At 59.8% G+C, this 16,498-nt stretch carries 19 protein-coding genes; 13 read left to right on the top strand and 6 right to left on the bottom strand.

The genetic code is table 11. The annotated features are described in order from the left end of the window. Positions 1-48: 48 nt before the first annotated feature. From ACR0D6_RS13665 to ACR0D6_RS13650, 4 genes are all read left to right on the top strand, one after another. Positions 49-1,275 (top strand): aminotransferase-like domain-containing protein, encoded by a 1,227-nt coding sequence (locus ACR0D6_RS13665; RefSeq protein ID WP_480765878.1) that lies wholly within the window; start codon positions 49-51, stop codon positions 1,273-1,275. A gap of 23 nt (positions 1,276-1,298) precedes the next feature. Beyond that, the gene (locus ACR0D6_RS13660) at positions 1,299-1,706 is read left to right on the top strand and encodes a hypothetical protein (RefSeq protein ID WP_480765877.1); all 408 of its coding nucleotides are present in this window, start codon (positions 1,299-1,301) and stop codon (positions 1,704-1,706) included. A gap of 140 nt (positions 1,707-1,846) precedes the next feature. Further along, positions 1,847-5,302 carry a chromosome segregation SMC family protein gene (locus tag ACR0D6_RS13655; protein ID WP_480766014.1) on the top strand — a complete coding sequence of 1,152 codons (3,456 nt, stop codon included), beginning with the start codon at positions 1,847-1,849 and terminating at the stop codon, positions 5,300-5,302. Positions 5,303-5,355: 53 nt separating this feature from the next. Then, a complete protein-coding gene (locus tag ACR0D6_RS13650; protein ID WP_480765876.1) occupies positions 5,356-5,721 on the top strand; it encodes a hypothetical protein in 366 nt (121 codons plus the stop codon). A gap of 4 nt (positions 5,722-5,725) precedes the next feature. On the opposite strand, the gene ACR0D6_RS13645 is transcribed toward ACR0D6_RS13650, so the two are convergent. The 3 genes from ACR0D6_RS13645 to cobD are packed head-to-tail and all read right to left on the bottom strand — an operon-like array spanning position 5,726 to position 8,793. Then, positions 5,726-6,892 carry a lytic murein transglycosylase gene (locus ACR0D6_RS13645; protein WP_480765875.1) on the bottom strand — a complete coding sequence of 389 codons (1,167 nt, stop codon included), beginning with the start codon at positions 6,890-6,892 and terminating at the stop codon, positions 5,726-5,728. Positions 6,893-6,916: 24 nt separating this feature from the next. Further along, positions 6,917-7,837, bottom strand: a complete 921-nt coding sequence (cbiB, locus tag ACR0D6_RS13640; protein WP_480765874.1) for an adenosylcobinamide-phosphate synthase CbiB — start codon at positions 7,835-7,837, stop codon at positions 6,917-6,919. Next, positions 7,834-8,793 carry a threonine-phosphate decarboxylase CobD gene (cobD, locus tag ACR0D6_RS13635; RefSeq protein ID WP_480765873.1) on the bottom strand — a complete coding sequence of 320 codons (960 nt, stop codon included), beginning with the start codon at positions 8,791-8,793 and terminating at the stop codon, positions 7,834-7,836. Before cobD ends, cbiB begins: the two co-directional genes overlap by 4 nt. Before the next feature lie 182 nt (positions 8,794-8,975). On the opposite strand from cobD, the gene ACR0D6_RS13630 reads away from it, so the two are divergent. Continuing rightward, positions 8,976-9,338 carry a response regulator gene (locus ACR0D6_RS13630; RefSeq protein ID WP_170654047.1) on the top strand — a complete coding sequence of 121 codons (363 nt, stop codon included), beginning with the start codon at positions 8,976-8,978 and terminating at the stop codon, positions 9,336-9,338. Here ACR0D6_RS13630 and ACR0D6_RS13625 read toward each other — a convergent pair. Next, positions 9,320-10,309 carry a glutathione S-transferase family protein gene (locus tag ACR0D6_RS13625; protein WP_480765872.1) on the bottom strand — a complete coding sequence of 330 codons (990 nt, stop codon included), beginning with the start codon at positions 10,307-10,309 and terminating at the stop codon, positions 9,320-9,322. The two genes, ACR0D6_RS13630 and ACR0D6_RS13625, sit on opposite strands and share 19 nt — an antisense overlap. A 212-nt stretch (positions 10,310-10,521) precedes the next feature. Between ACR0D6_RS13625 and ACR0D6_RS13620 the strand changes: the two genes are divergently transcribed. Then, on the top strand, positions 10,522-10,875 hold the full coding sequence (locus ACR0D6_RS13620) for a hypothetical protein (protein ID WP_170654043.1): 354 nt from the start codon (positions 10,522-10,524) through the stop codon (positions 10,873-10,875). Between the two features lie 4 nt (positions 10,876-10,879). On the opposite strand, the gene ACR0D6_RS13615 is transcribed toward ACR0D6_RS13620, so the two are convergent. Then, a complete protein-coding gene (locus tag ACR0D6_RS13615; protein WP_480765871.1) occupies positions 10,880-11,407 on the bottom strand; it encodes a L,D-transpeptidase family protein in 528 nt (175 codons plus the stop codon). Positions 11,408-11,412: 5 nt separating this feature from the next. Next, positions 11,413-12,585: a MalY/PatB family protein gene (locus ACR0D6_RS13610; protein WP_480765870.1), complete on the bottom strand. Its 1,173-nt coding sequence runs from the start codon at positions 12,583-12,585 to the stop codon at positions 11,413-11,415. A 94-nt stretch (positions 12,586-12,679) separates the two neighbouring features. On the opposite strand from ACR0D6_RS13610, the gene def (ACR0D6_RS13605) reads away from it, so the two are divergent. From def (ACR0D6_RS13605) to speB, 7 genes are all read left to right on the top strand, one after another. Further along, positions 12,680-13,198: a peptide deformylase gene (gene def, locus ACR0D6_RS13605; protein ID WP_480765869.1), complete on the top strand. Its 519-nt coding sequence runs from the start codon at positions 12,680-12,682 to the stop codon at positions 13,196-13,198. After that, on the top strand, positions 13,195-13,692 hold the full coding sequence (def, locus tag ACR0D6_RS13600) for a peptide deformylase (protein ID WP_480765868.1): 498 nt from the start codon (positions 13,195-13,197) through the stop codon (positions 13,690-13,692). The genes def (ACR0D6_RS13605) and def (ACR0D6_RS13600) overlap by 4 nt, the downstream gene beginning before the upstream one ends. Further along, positions 13,689-14,183: a peptide deformylase gene (def, locus tag ACR0D6_RS13595; protein WP_170654033.1), complete on the top strand. Its 495-nt coding sequence runs from the start codon at positions 13,689-13,691 to the stop codon at positions 14,181-14,183. The genes def (ACR0D6_RS13600) and def (ACR0D6_RS13595) overlap by 4 nt, the downstream gene beginning before the upstream one ends. Positions 14,184-14,205: 22 nt before the next feature. Then, positions 14,206-15,111, top strand: coding sequence for a methionyl-tRNA formyltransferase (gene fmt / locus ACR0D6_RS13590; protein WP_480765867.1), 906 nt, complete (start codon positions 14,206-14,208; stop codon positions 15,109-15,111). A 15-nt stretch (positions 15,112-15,126) separates the two neighbouring features. Beyond that, the gene (locus tag ACR0D6_RS13585; protein ID WP_170654029.1) at positions 15,127-15,363 is read left to right on the top strand and encodes a hypothetical protein; all 237 of its coding nucleotides are present in this window, start codon (positions 15,127-15,129) and stop codon (positions 15,361-15,363) included. Position 15,364: 1 nt separating this feature from the next. Next, positions 15,365-15,601: a GlsB/YeaQ/YmgE family stress response membrane protein gene (locus ACR0D6_RS13580; RefSeq protein WP_480729969.1), complete on the top strand. Its 237-nt coding sequence runs from the start codon at positions 15,365-15,367 to the stop codon at positions 15,599-15,601. Between the two features lie 63 nt (positions 15,602-15,664). Next, entirely contained in the window at positions 15,665-16,486 is an 822-nt protein-coding gene (speB, locus tag ACR0D6_RS13575) for an agmatinase (protein ID WP_480765866.1), read from the top strand. Positions 16,487-16,498 lie beyond the last annotated feature (12 nt).

The raw sequence follows: 16,498 nt of genomic DNA, 5'->3' as shown, positions 1-16,498 counted from the left end.
AATGCACTTCTGCCTAGGCTGCTTCGTCAGACAGCCAGAGGAGTAGCCATGTCGTTGGATCAGCTATTTGCGACGCGCGCATCGCGTATGAAGGCATCTGAAATCCGGGAGCTGCTCAAGCTGTTGGATCAGCCGGGGATTATTTCATTCGCAGGTGGAATCCCCGATCCCAAGCTGTTTCCGGCCGAAGAATTCAGCCAAGCATTCACGCATGTTTTGGATCCGGCGCACCAATCCCAAGCCTTGCAATATTCGGTAAGCGAAGGATACCACCCGCTGCGGCGCTGGATCGTTTCCGAAATGAAAAAGATCGGGGTGCCATGTGATGTCGACAATGTCCTGATAACGTCCGGGTCCCAGCAGGCGCTGGACTATCTGGGCAAGTTGTTCCTGACCGTTGGGGATACCGCGCTGGTGGGCTGGCCGACCTATCTGGGCGCATTATCCGCATTTAACGCATATGAGCCCCGATTTGACCAACTGAGCGTGAACGGCAACCGGGATGCCGCCGAATATCAGGCTGCAGCAAAAGCGGAAGGAAGCAGGGTCAAATTCGCCTATCTCTCGGTCGATTTTGCCAACCCGACGGGGGAGACAGTAGATCGCCGCGGGCGTGAATACCTTTTGGATCTGGTGGATGAACTGGACTGTGCCTTGATTGAGGATGCCGCCTATCAGGCCCTGCGGTTCGATGGTGAAGATGTGCCACCCATTCTGGCACTTGAGATCGAACGCAAAGGGTCGATTGAACACTGCCGCACAATCTATTGCGGCAGCTTCTCTAAAACGTTGTCACCGGGGCTGCGGGTCGGATGGGTTGTTGCCGCAAAACCGGTTATCGCGCAGATGGTGTTGTTGAAGCAGGCCGCCGATCTGCATTCATCAACAGTCAACCAGATGGCCATTTTTGAAGTTGCCGACCGTTGTTTTCAAGACCACGTTCCAAAACTGCGCGCGGCCTATCGGCAGCGCAGGGACGCGATGTTGTCCGCCCTGTCCGAACACATGCCCGATGGTGTGCAATGGACCAGGCCCGAGGGTGGCATGTTCATCTGGCTGACACTTCCTGCGGGATGCGACGGGGCGGCACTTTTGGCCCGTGCGCTTGAGTCAGTGGGGGTCGCGTTTGTACCCGGTCAGGCGTTCTTTGCCGATGGGTCCGGTGCCAACACGGTTCGCCTGAGCTTTTCGTGCTCAGATGTGCCGACCATTCACGAGGGTATAAGGAGGCTGGGCGAAGTGCTTGGACGCGAACAGGATGAAAGGACCTGTTAACCAATCCCTGCCAAAGCTTGCGCATGGTGCGCGTTCTGCTTTTTCTTTTTCTGACGGCCTGTTCTGCTGCAACGCCCGAGTTCAGGGGGGTACCTGCAACCCGGGTTGCGGTGAATGGCAGTGTGTTTGATGTGCGCGTGCGTGGGCATCTGGCTGAGGCCGTGCGCGTCAACACGCAATATGCGCCCCGACTGGGGCCAATCCGGGACAGGGCGGCGCTTGCCATGGCGCAGGTGTCCGGGTGTCCGGTGCTGGATGTATTGGGGGATGCGGCGGTAACGACCGGAGTGTTGGGATGTGATCGCGCCGCCGGGGAAAGGCTGTTGCTGACCGCGATATCCGTACCGAATTACGAGTGCATCGATTACGGCATTTTTGAAAACGGGGATCGCGATACCGGTTATCAGGTATTCGAGTGCTCGCCTTACTGAAAAGGGCGGGTTTGACGCCTCATGTGGCAAGATATTGTGGATAACTCGCCTTGTTGGGCCATATCCTGCGCATCCACGTTGACTCGACCCCCATCCATTGCGCAGACTTCAAGGCCATAGGAATCACGGATGGCAGCCTTTTGCGGTTTTCCAAACTCAGACTGACCGGCTTCAAAAGCTTTGTTGACCCGACCGACCTGATTATTGCGGACGGGCTGACCGGAGTCGTCGGTCCAAATGGCTGCGGCAAGTCCAACCTTCTTGAGGCTCTGCGCTGGGTTATGGGCGAAAACCGCCCCAAGGCGATGCGTGGCGGTGGCATGGAAGACGTGATTTTCGCCGGTGCCGCCAGCCGACCGGCCCGCAACTTTGCCGAAGTGATGCTGACACTGGACAATTCCGAGAGGCTGGCACCTTCGGGGTTCAATGAAAGCGACCAGCTTGAGATCGTGCGCCGGATCACACGCGACGTAGGGAGTGCCTATAAAACGAACGGCAAGGACGTTCGGGCGCGCGACGTTCAGATGCTGTTTGCAGACGCATCGACGGGCGCGCATTCGCCGGCTCTGGTCCGGCAGGGGCAGATCGCCGAACTGATCAACGCCAAGCCCAAGGCGCGCAGGCGCATTCTGGAAGAGGCGGCGGGTATCTCGGGCCTGTATCAGCGGCGGCACGAGGCCGAGCTGAAACTGAAGGGCACCGAAACGAACCTGACCCGCGTGGATGATGTGTTGGAGCAATTGGGTGCTCAACTGGCGCAACTGGCGCGTCAGGCGCGGCAGGCGGCCCGTTATCGCGAGATTGGTGAGCAACTGCGCAATGCCGAGGGCATGTTGCTTTATCGCCGCTGGAAAGAGGCGGACATCGCCCGCCTGCAGGCCGAGGACAAGCTGCGCGAGCGGACAACCGAAGCATCACGGGCCGAGGTTGAGGCCAGACAGGCTTCGACACAAAGAACGAAACTGGAAGAGGACCTGCCGCCTCTGCGCGAGGAAGAGGCGATTGCGGCAGCAGTCCTTCAGCGCTTGCAGGTTCAGCGGGACGCGATGAACGATCAGGAAAGTCGTGCCCGCCAGACCATCGAAACCCTGACGGCACGAATTCAGCAGCTTGGTCGCGATATTGATCGTGAAACCGGCCTGAATCGCGACGCAGACGAGATGATCGAGCGGTTGGAATGGGAAGCGCGCGAACTGGCCAAGGCTGCAGAAGGCCACGGGGACAAACTGTCCGAAGCTGCCGAAGTTGCGCACGAAGCCGCTGCTGTCCTGCAGGAACGCGAACAGCACCTGTCGCAAGAGACCGAGGATATGGCGCGGCTGGTTGCCCGTCACCAATCCGCCCAGCGTCTGGTCGAAGACAGCCGCAAGACACTGGCCCGTTCTGAAGGTGAAGAGGAAAAAGCCCGTGCGGCTGTGAACGAGGCCCGTGCCGCGGTGACCCGCGCAAGCGAGGGTTTTGAGACAGCGCAGGAGGCCGAAGAAGAAGCCCGTGAAGCGGCTGAAGCCGCCGAAGAAGCTCTGGCTGCTGCCGACGAGTTGCGCAACGATACCCAGGCGCGCGAAGCCGAAGCCCGTGCCAAGCGGTCCGAGGCCGAAGGTGAGCTGGGGGCGATCCGGGCCGAGACCACTGCACTGTCCAAGCTGGTCGAGCGTGACACGGCCGAGGGCGGGCAGGTTCTTGATCTGCTGCGGGTCGAGCCGGGGTATGAAAAGGCGCTTGGCGCTGCTTTAGCCGATGATCTGCGGGCACCTCTGGTCGAAGGCGACGGCCCGTCGGGATGGACGCAGGTTCCGGCCTATGACGCCGATCAGCCCCTGCCGGACGATGTACAGCCACTTGCGTTGCATGTTTCGGGTCCTGACCGGCTGAGCCGCAGGATTGCCCAGATTGGGCTTGTCGATGCCGATCTGGGTGCCCGTCTGCAGCAGCAGTTGAAACCCGGCCAGCGCCTTGTTTCCCGTTCGGGCGATTTGTGGCGGTGGGATGGTTTCAGGGCCTGGGCCGAGGATGCGCCCAGTGCTGCCGCATTGCGGTTGGAACAGTTGAACAAGCTGGAAGCGCTGAAACAGGAATTGACGCGGATCGAGGCACAGGCCGAAGGCGCGCGCGCCGCGCACGAGGCCCTGTCGCAGCAATTGGCGGATGTGACCGAAGCGGACCGCCGGGCGCGCGAGGCGCGTCGGACGGCCGATCAGCGCATGGCCGAGACGGCACGTGCGCTCAGCCGGGCCGAGGCGGACAGAAACCTTGCGCAGGGCAAGCTGGAAACGCTGACATTGGCAGTCGACCGTCACAAGGATGATGCGATGTCGGCGCGCATTCAGGTGCGCGAAGCCGAAGGTGCGCTTGCAGGGCTGGGTGACCTCGACAGTGCACGCGCGCATGTCGAGGACATCAAGCATACCGTCGAGGCCGCGCGGATCACCATGCTGACCCACAGGTCGAGCCATGACGAGTTGCGGCGCGAAGGTGAGGCGCGGACACGGCGCGCGCAGGAGGTGACTAAGGACCTCAGTGGCTGGCGTCACCGTCTGGAAACAGCGGGCAAACGGATCGCGGAACTGTCAGAACGCAAGACCGGCTCCGAAGAGGAACTGACCGAGGCCATGGCGGCACCTGCCGAGATTGCCGAAGCGCGTGAGGAACTGAGCGAGCAGATCGAAGCCGCCGAAGCCCGCCGTTCCGAAGCGGCGGACCGGCTGGCCGAAGCCGAAACGCATCACCGAGAAGCAGTTGTGGCGGAACGCGATGCAGAGCGTTTGGCCTCGGAAATGCGCGAGGCGCGGGCTGCTGCCGAAGCCCGGTGCGAAGCCGCGCGGGAAAGTGTCGTCGCCGCCGCAGAGCGGATTGCCGAGGATCAGCAACTGACGCCCAATCAGCTGCTGAACCAACTTGATGTCGATCCTGACCGGATGCCTGCGGCCGATGCCCTTGAGGCCGAGGTCAACCGCCACAAGCGTCAGCGTGATGCGATGGGCGCGGTGAACCTGCGGGCCGAAGAAGACGCCAAGGAGGTTCAGGAGGAATTCGACGCGCTGAATTCCGAAAAAGCGGATCTTGAAGAAGCGGTCAAAGCCCTGCGCAGCGGTATCGCCAGCCTCAACCGCGAAGGGCGCGAGCGTTTGTTGACCGCATTTGAGCAGGTGAATTCCAACTTCGCCATGCTGTTCAAGCACCTCTTTGGCGGTGGCGAGGCCAATCTGGTCATGGTCGAAAGCGACGATCCGCTGGATGCTGGGCTGGAAATCATGTGTCAGCCGCCGGGCAAGAAACTGTCGACACTCAGCCTGTTGTCGGGTGGTGAGCAGACTCTGACCGCCATGGCGCTGATCTTTGCCGTATTCCTTGCAAACCCCGCGCCGATCTGTGTGCTGGACGAGGTTGATGCGCCTCTGGATGATGCAAACGTGACTCGGTTCTGCGATCTTTTGGACGAGATGTGCCGTCAGACCGACACGCGCTTCCTGATCATTACTCACCATGCGGTAACCATGGCTCGGATGGATCGTCTTTTTGGCGTGACGATGCAGGAACAGGGCGTCAGTCAGCTTGTTTCGGTTGATCTGAAAAAGGCCGAGGCCATGGTCGCCTGACCCCTCACTGCAAAGTGACACCTGTCGCGCGGCGGTCCGGGCTAGGGTGAGGCATGAACCGAATTCTGCTGATATTCACGACTGTCATGTGGGCAGCACCTTTGGGCGCCGGGGAATGGTCCCTACGGCAAGGCGACGTTCCGTTGAGTGCAGATGAACTGGATGCTCTGGCTGGGCAAACCCTGACCTTTTATGACGACGGACAGTCGCGATATTCGGCGGGTGGGGCATATTCCTATACCTATTCCGCCGCAAATGGTGGCGGAACCGCCTTTGGTACGTATCACGTCGCGAGTGACGGTAGTGTGTGTACGGATTTTCACAATGGATTCAGCCGATGCGACCTGTATGTGCGCAGTGGTGGTCGCCTGATCCTCATTAATGAAAAAGGCGAACGCTATCCCGTTCGCCCCAACTGACTGATCAGAGACGGTTCAACAGATCTGGCGTGGGCCATGCATCGGCCGGGAGTCCAAGCCGTGCCTGCTCGGTCTGAACGGCAGCGCGGGTTCCGGCCCCGAGGATACCGTCAATCTTGCCGACATCGTAGCCCCGAGACTGCAGTTTCGACTGCAGCTGTTTCATTTGCGAGCCGGACAGGCCCGGCTCGGCTGCCCCCGCATCATAGATTGGCGCACCCTCCAGCCGGGTTGCGAAATAGGCGGCCGTCAGCACATAGACAAAGCTCTGGTTCCATTCGAAATAGACGTCGAAATTTGGATAGGCGAGGAAAGCGGGGCCTTTGTGCCCCTGCGGTATAATCAGTGACGCCTGCATATTGGCGGGCAGCGAACTGTTCCGCGTCGCAACGCCCATGGCCTGCCATTCGGACACAGGGCGCGGCTTCCCGGGACCGGAGATTGACCAGTCCATCTGCGCAGGCACAGACACTTCCTGCAGCCACGGCTGACCGGGTTGCCAGCCCAGATGCGACAGCATTTTTGCCCCTGACAGCAACGCGTCGGGTGCCGAGGTTTTCAGTGAAACGGTCCCGTCACCATCACCATCCACGCCATTTTCCAGTATGTCGCGGGGCAGCATCTGAACCATGCCGATTTCCCCTGCCCAGGCACCTGTTGTGCGGGCGGGGTCAAAGTTGCCCTTCTCGTACAGTTCGATTGCAGCAAAGATCTGTGGCCGAAACAGTTCAGGTCGGCGGCAGTCATGTGCCAGCGTCACCAAAGCGTTCCGCGTGTTGAAATCACCCTGAAACGCGCCATAGTCCGTCTCAAATGCCCAGAAAGCCAGCAAAACGCCGCGCGACACGCCGTATTCGGCCTCGATCCTGTCAAAGACAGCGTCATATTTCCGGGCCATCGCCTGCCCGCGATCAATGCGGTTCTTTGAGATCAGGTGGCGCGAAAAATCGATGAACGGTTTCTGAAAAACCCCCTGCGCCCGATCGGCTTTCAGAACCTTCGCATCCTGCTGTGTGCCCTTGAAGAACGCATTGACCGTTGCCTTGTCAAAACCTTGACCGACAGCTTCGGATTTCAGTCCTTTGACAAACTGATTAAATCCACCGCCGCATTGCGCAAAGGCAGGTGAGGACAGTAGGGCAAGGGCAAAAATGCCGGAAAGAAAACGCATGGTCTGGGTGATCCGTGTTGAACGTCAAAAGACAAGGCTTATGACAAACCACACTGACACGACGCCAAGCGCAAGCCCCCAAACCTTCCATAGCATGCCGGATGCGCGGAAAACCTCGTATGCGCCAATCTCTTTGCGCGCGTTTCCGTTCACCCAGGCCAGATCCCGCACCTGACCGTGATAGCTGCGCGGCCCGGCAAGTGCGACGTTCAGGGCGCGCGCCATCGCGGCTTCGGGCCAACCGGCATTGGGTGAGATATGGCGGCGCGCATCGGCGACGATGTTAGGCCAGTTGTTCCATTGGCCGGACAGGGTAACGATCATCAGACAGGTCAACCGGGCTGGGACAAGGTTCAGCAGGTCGTCCAGTCTGGCCGAGGCCCAGCCGAATTCCAGGTATTTCTCATTGCGGTAGCCGATCATGCTGTCAGCGGTATTGATGGCCTTGTAAATCAGCAACCCGGGCAACCCGGCGGTCAGGAACCAGAACGCTGGTGCGATCACCCCGTCGCTGAGGTTTTCAGCGGCGCTTTCGATGGCCGATCGGGCAACCTGTGCCTGCGTCATGCCCGACGTATCGCGCGAGACGATCCGTGCAACCATGTCGCGGCCTTCGGGCAGCGACCTGCGCAGCGCATCGCCTACGTCGCGCACATGCGTCACCAGTGATTTCTGGGCAAGCAGAATGGCACAGATGATGATTTCGGCCACAGGTCCAAGCCGCGCAAGTAACGAGCCCAGGATGAGCCCGCCGGCTACCAGCAGGATCACCACTGCAACCCCTCTGAGGCGCCTGTTCGACCCGTGGTTCAGCTGTTTGTCCAGCCATCCGATTACGGCACCGATCAGCACTGCGGGATGTCTGAGGCGCGACCACAACCAATCCGGTTCGCCCAGGGCTGCGTCCAGGCACATGGCTATGGCCAGCAAGAGGGCCGTGCTCACAGTGCTTTCTCCAGTCGCGCCCATCCGTGGGTCGGCGGCAGGCCAAGGCGCAGGAAAGTTTGCGAATAGGGAAAGATACGGCTCCAGATGTGCGCTTCGGCCAGCCGCGTTTGCCACTCGATTGCTGACTCAACTTCGTACAACCGGAACAAGGTCGTTCCACCCACCGGCTTTGCCCCTTTGTCGATCATCAGGGTATCCAGCCGCGCTGCATCCCGTGCCAACCGCGCCCGGGTGGCGTCGGCCCAACCAGTGTCTGATAACGCGCGGGCGCCAACACGCAATGCCGGTCCCGATACTGCCCACGGTCCGGTCAGATCGTTCAACCGGGCAATCATGTCAGGACGGGCAATTGCAAATCCCAGCCGAAGCCCGGCCAGCCCCCAGAACTTGCCAAAGCTTTTCAGAACAACCGTTCCGGGGCGTTCTGCCAGATGGATCAGTGAAGCATCAGGGGTGACGTCGCAAAAGCTTTCGTCGATTACCGTCAGGGGGGCCGTGGCATCAGCCTCGGTCCAGATGCGCCCGTCGGGGTTGTTGGGGTGAACTAGAACGCGTGCCTCGGCGGGGCCGGTATCCTGAACCTGCCAGCCCTGTGCGGTGAATGCGGCGGCATGTTCATTGTATGTCGGCGGGGTTATTTCGACGCTGCCGGGTGCCGCCAACGCCGGAATACGCGCGATAACGGCCGATGCGCCGGGGGCCGGCAGAATCGCGGCGCCATCGGGTACGCGCCAGAACTGGCGTGCAGCCTCTGCAAGTGTTTCGAATGCACCGTGATCGGGCAATTCCGCCCAGTCGGAATGTGTAAGGTCCGCGACATCATAGGGATGCGGATTGATACCCGTGGACAGGTCGATCCAATCGGACCGGACACCGCCGAACGCCTTCATCGCCCTGTCCAGGCCACCACCATGGTCGCGTCGGGCACGGGGGTCTGTATCTTGATTGCTCATTCGGATTCTCAGTCAACGGCACCGGTGTTTCGCCTGCTTCAAGCGGATTTTCGCCGTCCGCACAAGCAAATCCGCGTGAGCAGGGCCACCAGAGAGCGACATTAACACTTTGTTAAGGAATTGGCGGGATGACCGATCATGGGGACGGTACCACTCATGCACGAGTACCGAGGTTGTTGCAAATGAAAGTTATGATTGTTGAGAGTAACCCCGAACTTGGTCGGGTCTGGCAAAGGCACCTTGAAAGGCAGGGCGCCGAGGTGACACTTGTCGAGACGCAGGAGGCGGCCATTCTGGCCTTATACGGAACCGCCTTTGACATCATTGTTCTGGATCTGGTTCTGGAGGCTGGCAGCGCGCTGGCCGTTGCGGATTTCGCCAGTTACCGCCGACCAGAGGCGCGGGTGATTTTCGTCACCAACACGACCTTTTTCTCGGACGGATCCATCTTTGCCCACAGTCCAAATGCCTGCGCCTATGTGCAGAGCGGTACGCCGCCAGAGGATCTGGCGGCGATGGTCGAACACTATGCGGCAGGTCGCTGATCGCGCCTGTGCGGTGCGTGATAGTCGATCTCTGGGTTTATCGGAATGATGCGGTGCGGATTGATGCTGTCGTGGCTGTAGTGATAGTGCCTGACGATGTGGTTCATGTTCACTGTCGATGCCACACTCGGCCACTGATACAGCTCGCGGGTATAGGCCCAGAGGTTCGGATAGTCGATCAGCCGCTTTCTGTTGCATTTGAAATGCAGGTGATAGACCGGATCGAACCGGATCAGGGTTGTGAACAGACGCCAGTCTGCCTCGGTTAGTCGGTCCCCCATCAGATAGCGGTTTGACGACAGGCGATCCTCGAGCCAGTCCAGAGTGTCGAACAGCGGATGCACTGCCGCATCATAAGCTTCCTGCGTGGTCGCAAAGCCGCATTTGTAGACGCCGTTGTTCACGTTTGAATAGATGCGCGTATTGACGTCTTCGATCTCATCCCGGATTGACGCGGGCCAGAAGTCGTCCGAATTGCCCGTGATGCCATCAAAAGCCGAATTGAACATGCGGATGATTTCCGAACTTTCGTTGGAAACGATGGTCTCTTTCTTCTTGTCCCACAAAATCGGAACGGTCACGCGGCCCGAAAAAAGAGGGTCAGCCTTGGTATAGATCTGATGCGCCCGCTCAAAGCCATGCAGCGGATCGCCGGTGGCGCCATGATCATCGGTTTCAAACGACCAGCCATCGGACAGCATGTCGGGATGCACGACGGAAACGGTAACGTGATCTGAAAGCCCCTTGAGTTCGCGGAAAATCAACGTCCGATGGGCCCATGGGCAGGCATAGCTGACGTACAAATGGTACCGGCCCGACTCGGCCGTGAAACCACCGCTTCCGGACGGTCCTGGGGTGCCATCCGCCGTGATCCAGTTGCGAAACTGGGCCTCGGAGCGCTTGAAGGCGCCCCCGGTGGATTTCGTGTCGTACCACGTGTCGTGCCACTTTCCTTCGACAAGCAGGCCCATACCGTAATCTCCTTGTTTCGGTTCAGTACGAAGATAATGCGCCAGCGCACTGTGTCCTACATCGCCCGCCGCGCATGTGACCTGCAAAATCGCACAGCAATGCGGGAATTCCCCGTGGCTCAGATGTACAATGTTTCGAAAAGAGCTGCTGAGTTTATTTGTTTTTTACAATTTCTGGCGCACACTGATACTGAGCCGAGGGGAGTGTGTTGATGAGTACGTATGTTTCAAAGGAAATGCGCGACGAACTGGATGCCGCGCGAATCGCCACGCTGAAGAAATCCAGCCGCCTTCGGGTGGAATTGGGCGACAATCACTTCAAAATCCTGCGGTTGTGGAAAGACGGCTTCGCGGTCGAAGCGGCGTCGACACCGCGTTTACGGGGGCTGGTCGACATCTATGATGGCGCGAACCATCTGTATCAATGTCTGATCGTCGCGGATGAGGAAGAAGCGGGTGAGATGCGCTATGAATTCAAGCGCAGCACCGTGGCAGCGGACAAGGCTCCGCTGGATTTCTATCGCTCACCGGATGCACCCGTTGCACTGTTGGGTTCTGACGGCTGACGGATCAAGGGCGAATTTCGACAACTGTTCCGTTGGCGGCAAGGCTCCACAGTCGGGCCATTTCCGCATTTGAGATGGCAATGCAGCCAGCCGTCCAGTCGCCGGGAAGGGTAAAGCCGACAATGGCATTTGGCTGCCCGTGAATGAAGATGTCCCCACCGGGATCGATGCCCTGTTTTGCGGCGCGTTCAGTATCTTCAGGCTTTGGGTAATCGATACCTAGTGACAGGTGATAGGCGCTTTGTGGATTGCGCCGGTCGATGGTGAAGATGCCTTCGGGCGTTTTGCCATCGCCTTCCCGGGCCTTGTCACCTTCAGGAGAAAACCCAAGCGCGATGTCGGCCTGCATGACCACTGCGCCACCAAGCGTCGCTGTCAGCCGCCGGTCTGATTTTTCAATCAGTATGTGATCGACCCTTTGCGCTTCGGGTGCCAACGGCGGGGCTGGCGGTCCAGGCCGGTATTGATGCCAGCCGATCCAGGCGGCACCTACCGCCAGGACCAACAAGCAAAGAACTAGACCGCGCCGCATTGACGTTATTGCAGATCGGCGAATGCGGCACGCAGCCGGGCGCAGGCTTCGTCAACCCGCGCGCCCTGAGTTGCCAGATTGAACCGCTGGAAGGTTTCGCCGCCGGTTCCAAATCCGGGTCCGGGTGAGGTGGCGATCTTCGCGTCCTCGCGCAGCCGTCGGACGATTTCTTCCATTTCCATCCCGGTGCCCGAAAAGTCGACCCATGCCAGATAGGTCGATTGCAGGGGCATCGACCACAATCCGGGAATGGCCGCGATCGTATCGTCAAAGCGGCGCCGGTTCCCATCCAGATGCGCAACCTGCGTATCAACCCATTCAGCACCCTCGGGGCTGTAGGCCGCGGTAATCATCGAAACGCCCAGAGAGCTGGGTGAATAGTCCAGCGTATTCAGCCGGTGACGCATGGCCGCCCGCAGGGTCGGGTCGGGGATAATCATGTTGCCGGTGCGCTGCCCGGCGATATTGAACGTTTTTGACGCCGCCGTCAGCGTAACTGTCCACGGGCGCGCATCAGGCGCGGCAACATCCATCGGGACAAAGGTGTTCCCGGGATAGATCAGGTCATGGTGAATTTCGTCAGATACCAGTATCAGCCCGTTTCGCTCGGCAAATGCCGCGACCGCGCGCAACTCGTCCGGTGTCCAGATGCGGCCCGAAGGATTCTGAGGCGAACACCAAAGCAGCAGCTTTTCAGAGCCGTCCAGACGCGACTGGGCGTCGTCCAGATCCAGTGCATAGGTGTCGCCGTCCCGTACCAGCGGACACTCGACCACCTTTCGGCCGGACTTGTTCACCTTATGGGCAAACTCATGATAAACCGGCGAAAAGATCACCACGCCATCGCCCGGCTCACTCCAGACGTCCAACGCCAGTGCAATGGCATTGCCCAATCCCTGCGTTGTCAGCACCCAATCTGTGTCGATCGACCAGCCATGGCGGTTCTTCATCCACCACTGTACGGCCTGCAGATATTGGGGGTGTTCCCACGAGTATCCAAATACACCGTGCTCGGCGGCCTTGCGGACAGTTTCGATCACGCAAGGCGCGGTGGCATAATCCGAATCCGCTGTCCACATGGCCAGCCCGTCTTCGGGCGATACGCCGAACAGCTGCTCCATCTTGTCCCATTTGGAACTCTGGGTTCCCCGGCGGTCGATCAGGTCGTTGAAAGTCATGTGTACTCCGTTCTTCGGGCTGAAAGCTAAACGCAAATTGCGCAGGTGCAAGGGGGGCGTTGCGGCTGGGCGCGTGATGACCTAAATCAGCCTCATGAAACGCAATATCCTGATCCATCCTGATCCCCGTCTGAAAAAGGTCTGTGCGCCGGTGGGCGACCTTACCGACGAACTGCGCAAACTGGCCGATGACATGCTGGAAACGATGTATGACGCGCCCGGCATCGGCCTTGCTGCGCCGCAGATCGGTGTACTGGACCGGCTGATCGTTCTGGATTGCGTCAAGGAAGAGGGCGAAGCGCCGCGCCCGTTGGTGATGTTCAACCCCGAGGTCATATCGTCGTCGGATGAAACCGGCGTCTACGAAGAGGGATGCCTGTCAATCCCGGATCAGTACGCGGAAGTGACCCGTCCCAAGGTGGTCGAGGTCGCGTGGATGGACCAGAACGGCAAAGCACAGCAAGAGGTGTTCGACGGCCTTTGGGCAACCTGCGTTCAGCACGAAATCGACCATCTGAACGGAAAGCTGTTCATCGACTATCTCAAGCCTCTCAAACGTCAGATGATCACCCGCAAGATGCAGAAACTGAAACGCGAGCAGGCACGGGCGTGAGCGTTCTGGAGGTTCTCAAGTGGCCCGATCCCCGGCTGTCGCAAAAATGCGAACCCGTTGTGGGTGAAGTGCCCGAGGGTCTGATCCGCGACATGTTCGATACGATGTATGCCGCACCGGGCAGGGGGCTTGCCGCACCGCAGGTCGGTGTGATGCAACGGTTCTTTGTGATGGATTGCGGTTGGAAAGAGGGCACTCCCAGCCCGATGGTCATGATCAACCCGACCATCATGGCAGCGGAACGCGTGCCCGCCGTGATGGAAGAGGGCTGCCTGTCGATCCCCGGCATCCTGATCCCGGTCGAACGACCCAAGGCCATCACCGTGCAATGGACGGCCGCCGAAGGTGACATTCACATGGCTGATTTCGACGGGTTCGAGGCGCGTTGCATTCAGCATGAATTCGATCACCTGAACGGGGTCGTGACTTTCGATCGTCTGGACCCCGACGCCCGTGCAGCAGCCGAGGCTGATTATCTGGAGAACAGACCATGACTGTACGCACCTGTCTTCCCTGGCCTGACAAGCGGTTGCGAACCCAAGCTGATGACGTTGATGAGATCACCGATGACATCCGGGCGATCTGGGACGACATGATCGACACGATGGAGGCGATGCCCGGTGTCGGATTGGCGGCTCCGCAGATCGGTGTGATGCTGCGTCTGGCGGTTGTGGACGGTTCGACCGAACGGGGCAGGGCCGTACGTCTGGCAAATCCGGAAATCCTGCACAGTTCCATCGAGCTGCGCGAGCATGATGAGGCCAGCCCGAACCTGCCCGGTGTTTCAGCCAAAGTAAAAAGACCTCGGGCTGTCACCGTGCGTTACCTGAACGAACAAGGGATGATGGATCGGCGCGATTTTGTGGGCATCGAAGCCACCAGCGTTCAGCATCAGATCGATCACTTGAACGGCAAGATGTACTTTGATCGCCTCAGCAAGGTGAAACGGGATATGCTGCTGCGCAAGGCGCGCAAACAGGGATAACCCGCCATATAGGAGTACATTCATGCGCGTCGTTTTCATGGGAACGCCCGAGTTTTCGGTTCCGGTACTGGATGCGCTGGTCGATGCCGGGCACGAGATTGCGGCCGTGTACTGTCAGCCGCCCCGCCCAGCCGGGCGCGGAAAAAAGGATCGCCCGACCCCGGTTCACGCAAGGGCTGCAGCCTTGGGTCTGGAGGTGCGGCATCCGGTGTCGCTGAAATCCCAGCAGGAACAGCAGGAATTTTCCGCGCTGCAGGCTGATGTCGCCGTTGTGGTGGCCTATGGCCTGATCCTGCCGCAGTCGATTCTGGATGCGCCTGTGCATGGATGTCTGAATATCCACGCCAGTCTGTTGCCCCGTTGGCGGGGGGCGGCGCCAATCCATCGGGCGATCATGGCAGGCGATGTTGAAACCGGTATCTGCATCATGCAGATGGAGGCCGGGCTGGACACCGGCCCCGTCCTGCTGCGGGCTGTCACGCCAATAGGTGCAGAAGAAACCACCGATCAGTTACATGACCGGCTGTCAGTCATGGGCGCGGAGCAAATCATCGAAGCGCTGGGCCGCCTGCACGAACTCAACCCCGAACCGCAAGCGCAGGATGGCGTGACCTATGCCGCCAAGATCGACAAGGCAGAGGCGCGAGTGGACTGGTCGCGGTCCGCTGCCGAGGTTGATCGTCAGATCAGGGGGCTTTCGCCGTTTCCCGGTGCCTGGACCGAAATCGAGGGCGAACGCGTCAAACTGCTGGCCTCCCGCCTGTCGGACGGACAGGGGGCAGCGGGCGAGGTTCTGGACGACGTGCTGCGCGTGGCCTGTGGGGATGGGGCTGTCGAGCTGCTGCGCTTGCAAAGGGCAGGCAAAGGCGCGCAGGATAAACAAAGCTTTTTGCGGGGCTGGCCTGTGGCTGCCGGAACCCGCCTCTAGTCGGAGGGCCGCCGGATGTTCATGATCCTCATGGGCACAGTCGTTATTGCCGGGATCGTCGGATATCTGTCCGAGATCACAGGCTTTACCAAGAACGGCTATCTGCAATCCATCATCATCTGCGTTGGTGGCGCGTTCCTGTTCTATTTCATCCGCATCATGTTCGGAATCGGATTTGGCTCGCCTGGATTGGATGCAGTGCTTTCATCCATCGGTGCACTGATCATCGTGCCGACGCATTGGAGGAAATGAGATGCCCATCGTTGCCCTGATTATCATTGGCGCCGCTGCCGGGTTCCTCGCAACCCGCCTGATGCGGATCGAGGCGGACATTCCGACGACGATGCTGGTCGGGATCGTTGGCGCGCTGGTTGGCGGGCTGATCCTGCGCGCGTTGCTGACCGTTATGGGCTGGCTCTCGGGCTTTGTCGGCGCCGTTCTTGGCGCGCTCCTCGTTCTCTGGCTGTGGCAGAGGTATTTTCGTCGCTGAGGTCTTGACCCCCTTCATGATTGAGGGCCAGATCGCCCGAAACCAAATTCAGGGGCAACTCATATGCATCATGATCTGAAACCGGGCGACGTCGCCCTGATGGGGGTTCCGCTGGACCTGCATTCGTCGTTTCTGCAGGGCCCGGCCTTTGCCCCGGGTCGCATCCGCGAGGCGCTGCATTCGGGTGCCGCGAACCTGACCGCCGAAGATGGCACCGATCTGGGTGCAACCGACCGGTTCCGGGATACCGGCGACCTTGATGTATTCGAAATGCGCGGTCAGGAACCGATAGACCGGATCGAGGCCGGTGCGGCGGAACGTCTGTCCAGCGGGGCGCGGCTGTTGTCGCTGGGTGGCGATCATTCGGTTGCCTATCCGCTGATCAAGGCCCATGCCGAACGGTATGAGGGGCTGAACATCCTGCACATCGATTCCCATCCCGATCTCTACGACACGCAGGAAATCGGCCCGCTGGGACATGGTTGCCCTTTTGCACGGGTGATGGAGAACTGCCCGATCAAGCGGCTGGTGCAGGTGGGCATCCGCACCATGAACACGCATCAGCGCGAACAGGCAGACAAATTCGGGGTCGAGGTGATCGACATGCGCAACTGGCGCCCGGACCTGCAGATTTCCTTTGATGGCCCGGTCTACCTTTCGCTGGATCTGGATGCGCTTGATCCGGCGTTTGCCCCCGGTGTTTCACATCACGAACCCGGCGGTCTGACGACGCGCGAGGTGATCGACCTGATCCATCGGTTCGAGGGGCAGTTGGTCGGGGCTGATATTGTCGAGCTGAACCCGCATCGCGACCCCCATGGCATGACTGCGATGGTGGCGGCGAAATTCGTCAAGGAAATCGGCGCGCGCCTGCTTTCCCAATAATGCCAGCAACCA

The sequence above is a fragment of the Ruegeria sp. BJ6 genome (assembly GCF_056537885.1).
Note: the sequence above shows the minus strand (reverse complement) of the source record. Positions and strands in the feature narration are given on the sequence as shown.

What these genes read in the sequence shown, in the direction of transcription:
- ACR0D6_RS13665 (WP_480765878.1), top strand. Translation starts at nt 49, where the DNA reads ATGTCGTTGGATCAGCTATTTGCGACGCGCGCATCGCGTATGAAGGCA.
- ACR0D6_RS13660 (WP_480765877.1), top strand. Translation starts at nt 1,299, where the DNA reads ATGGTGCGCGTTCTGCTTTTTCTTTTTCTGACGGCCTGTTCTGCTGCA.
- ACR0D6_RS13650 (WP_480765876.1), top strand. Translation starts at nt 5,356, where the DNA reads ATGAACCGAATTCTGCTGATATTCACGACTGTCATGTGGGCAGCACCT.
- ACR0D6_RS13645 (WP_480765875.1), bottom strand. Translation starts at nt 6,892, where the DNA reads ATGCGTTTTCTTTCCGGCATTTTTGCCCTTGCCCTACTGTCCTCACCT.
- cobD (WP_480765873.1), bottom strand. Translation starts at nt 8,793, where the DNA reads ATGAGCAATCAAGATACAGACCCCCGTGCCCGACGCGACCATGGTGGT.
- ACR0D6_RS13630 (WP_170654047.1), top strand. Translation starts at nt 8,976, where the DNA reads ATGAAAGTTATGATTGTTGAGAGTAACCCCGAACTTGGTCGGGTCTGG.
- ACR0D6_RS13625 (WP_480765872.1), bottom strand. Translation starts at nt 10,309, where the DNA reads ATGGGCCTGCTTGTCGAAGGAAAGTGGCACGACACGTGGTACGACACG.
- ACR0D6_RS13620 (WP_170654043.1), top strand. Translation starts at nt 10,522, where the DNA reads ATGAGTACGTATGTTTCAAAGGAAATGCGCGACGAACTGGATGCCGCG.
- ACR0D6_RS13615 (WP_480765871.1), bottom strand. Translation starts at nt 11,407, where the DNA reads ATGCGGCGCGGTCTAGTTCTTTGCTTGTTGGTCCTGGCGGTAGGTGCC.
- ACR0D6_RS13610 (WP_480765870.1), bottom strand. Translation starts at nt 12,585, where the DNA reads ATGACTTTCAACGACCTGATCGACCGCCGGGGAACCCAGAGTTCCAAA.
- def (WP_480765869.1), top strand. Translation starts at nt 12,680, where the DNA reads ATGAAACGCAATATCCTGATCCATCCTGATCCCCGTCTGAAAAAGGTC.
- def (WP_170654033.1), top strand. Translation starts at nt 13,689, where the DNA reads ATGACTGTACGCACCTGTCTTCCCTGGCCTGACAAGCGGTTGCGAACC.
- fmt (WP_480765867.1), top strand. Translation starts at nt 14,206, where the DNA reads ATGCGCGTCGTTTTCATGGGAACGCCCGAGTTTTCGGTTCCGGTACTG.
- ACR0D6_RS13585 (WP_170654029.1), top strand. Translation starts at nt 15,127, where the DNA reads ATGTTCATGATCCTCATGGGCACAGTCGTTATTGCCGGGATCGTCGGA.
- ACR0D6_RS13580 (WP_480729969.1), top strand. Translation starts at nt 15,365, where the DNA reads ATGCCCATCGTTGCCCTGATTATCATTGGCGCCGCTGCCGGGTTCCTC.
- speB (WP_480765866.1), top strand. Translation starts at nt 15,665, where the DNA reads ATGCATCATGATCTGAAACCGGGCGACGTCGCCCTGATGGGGGTTCCG.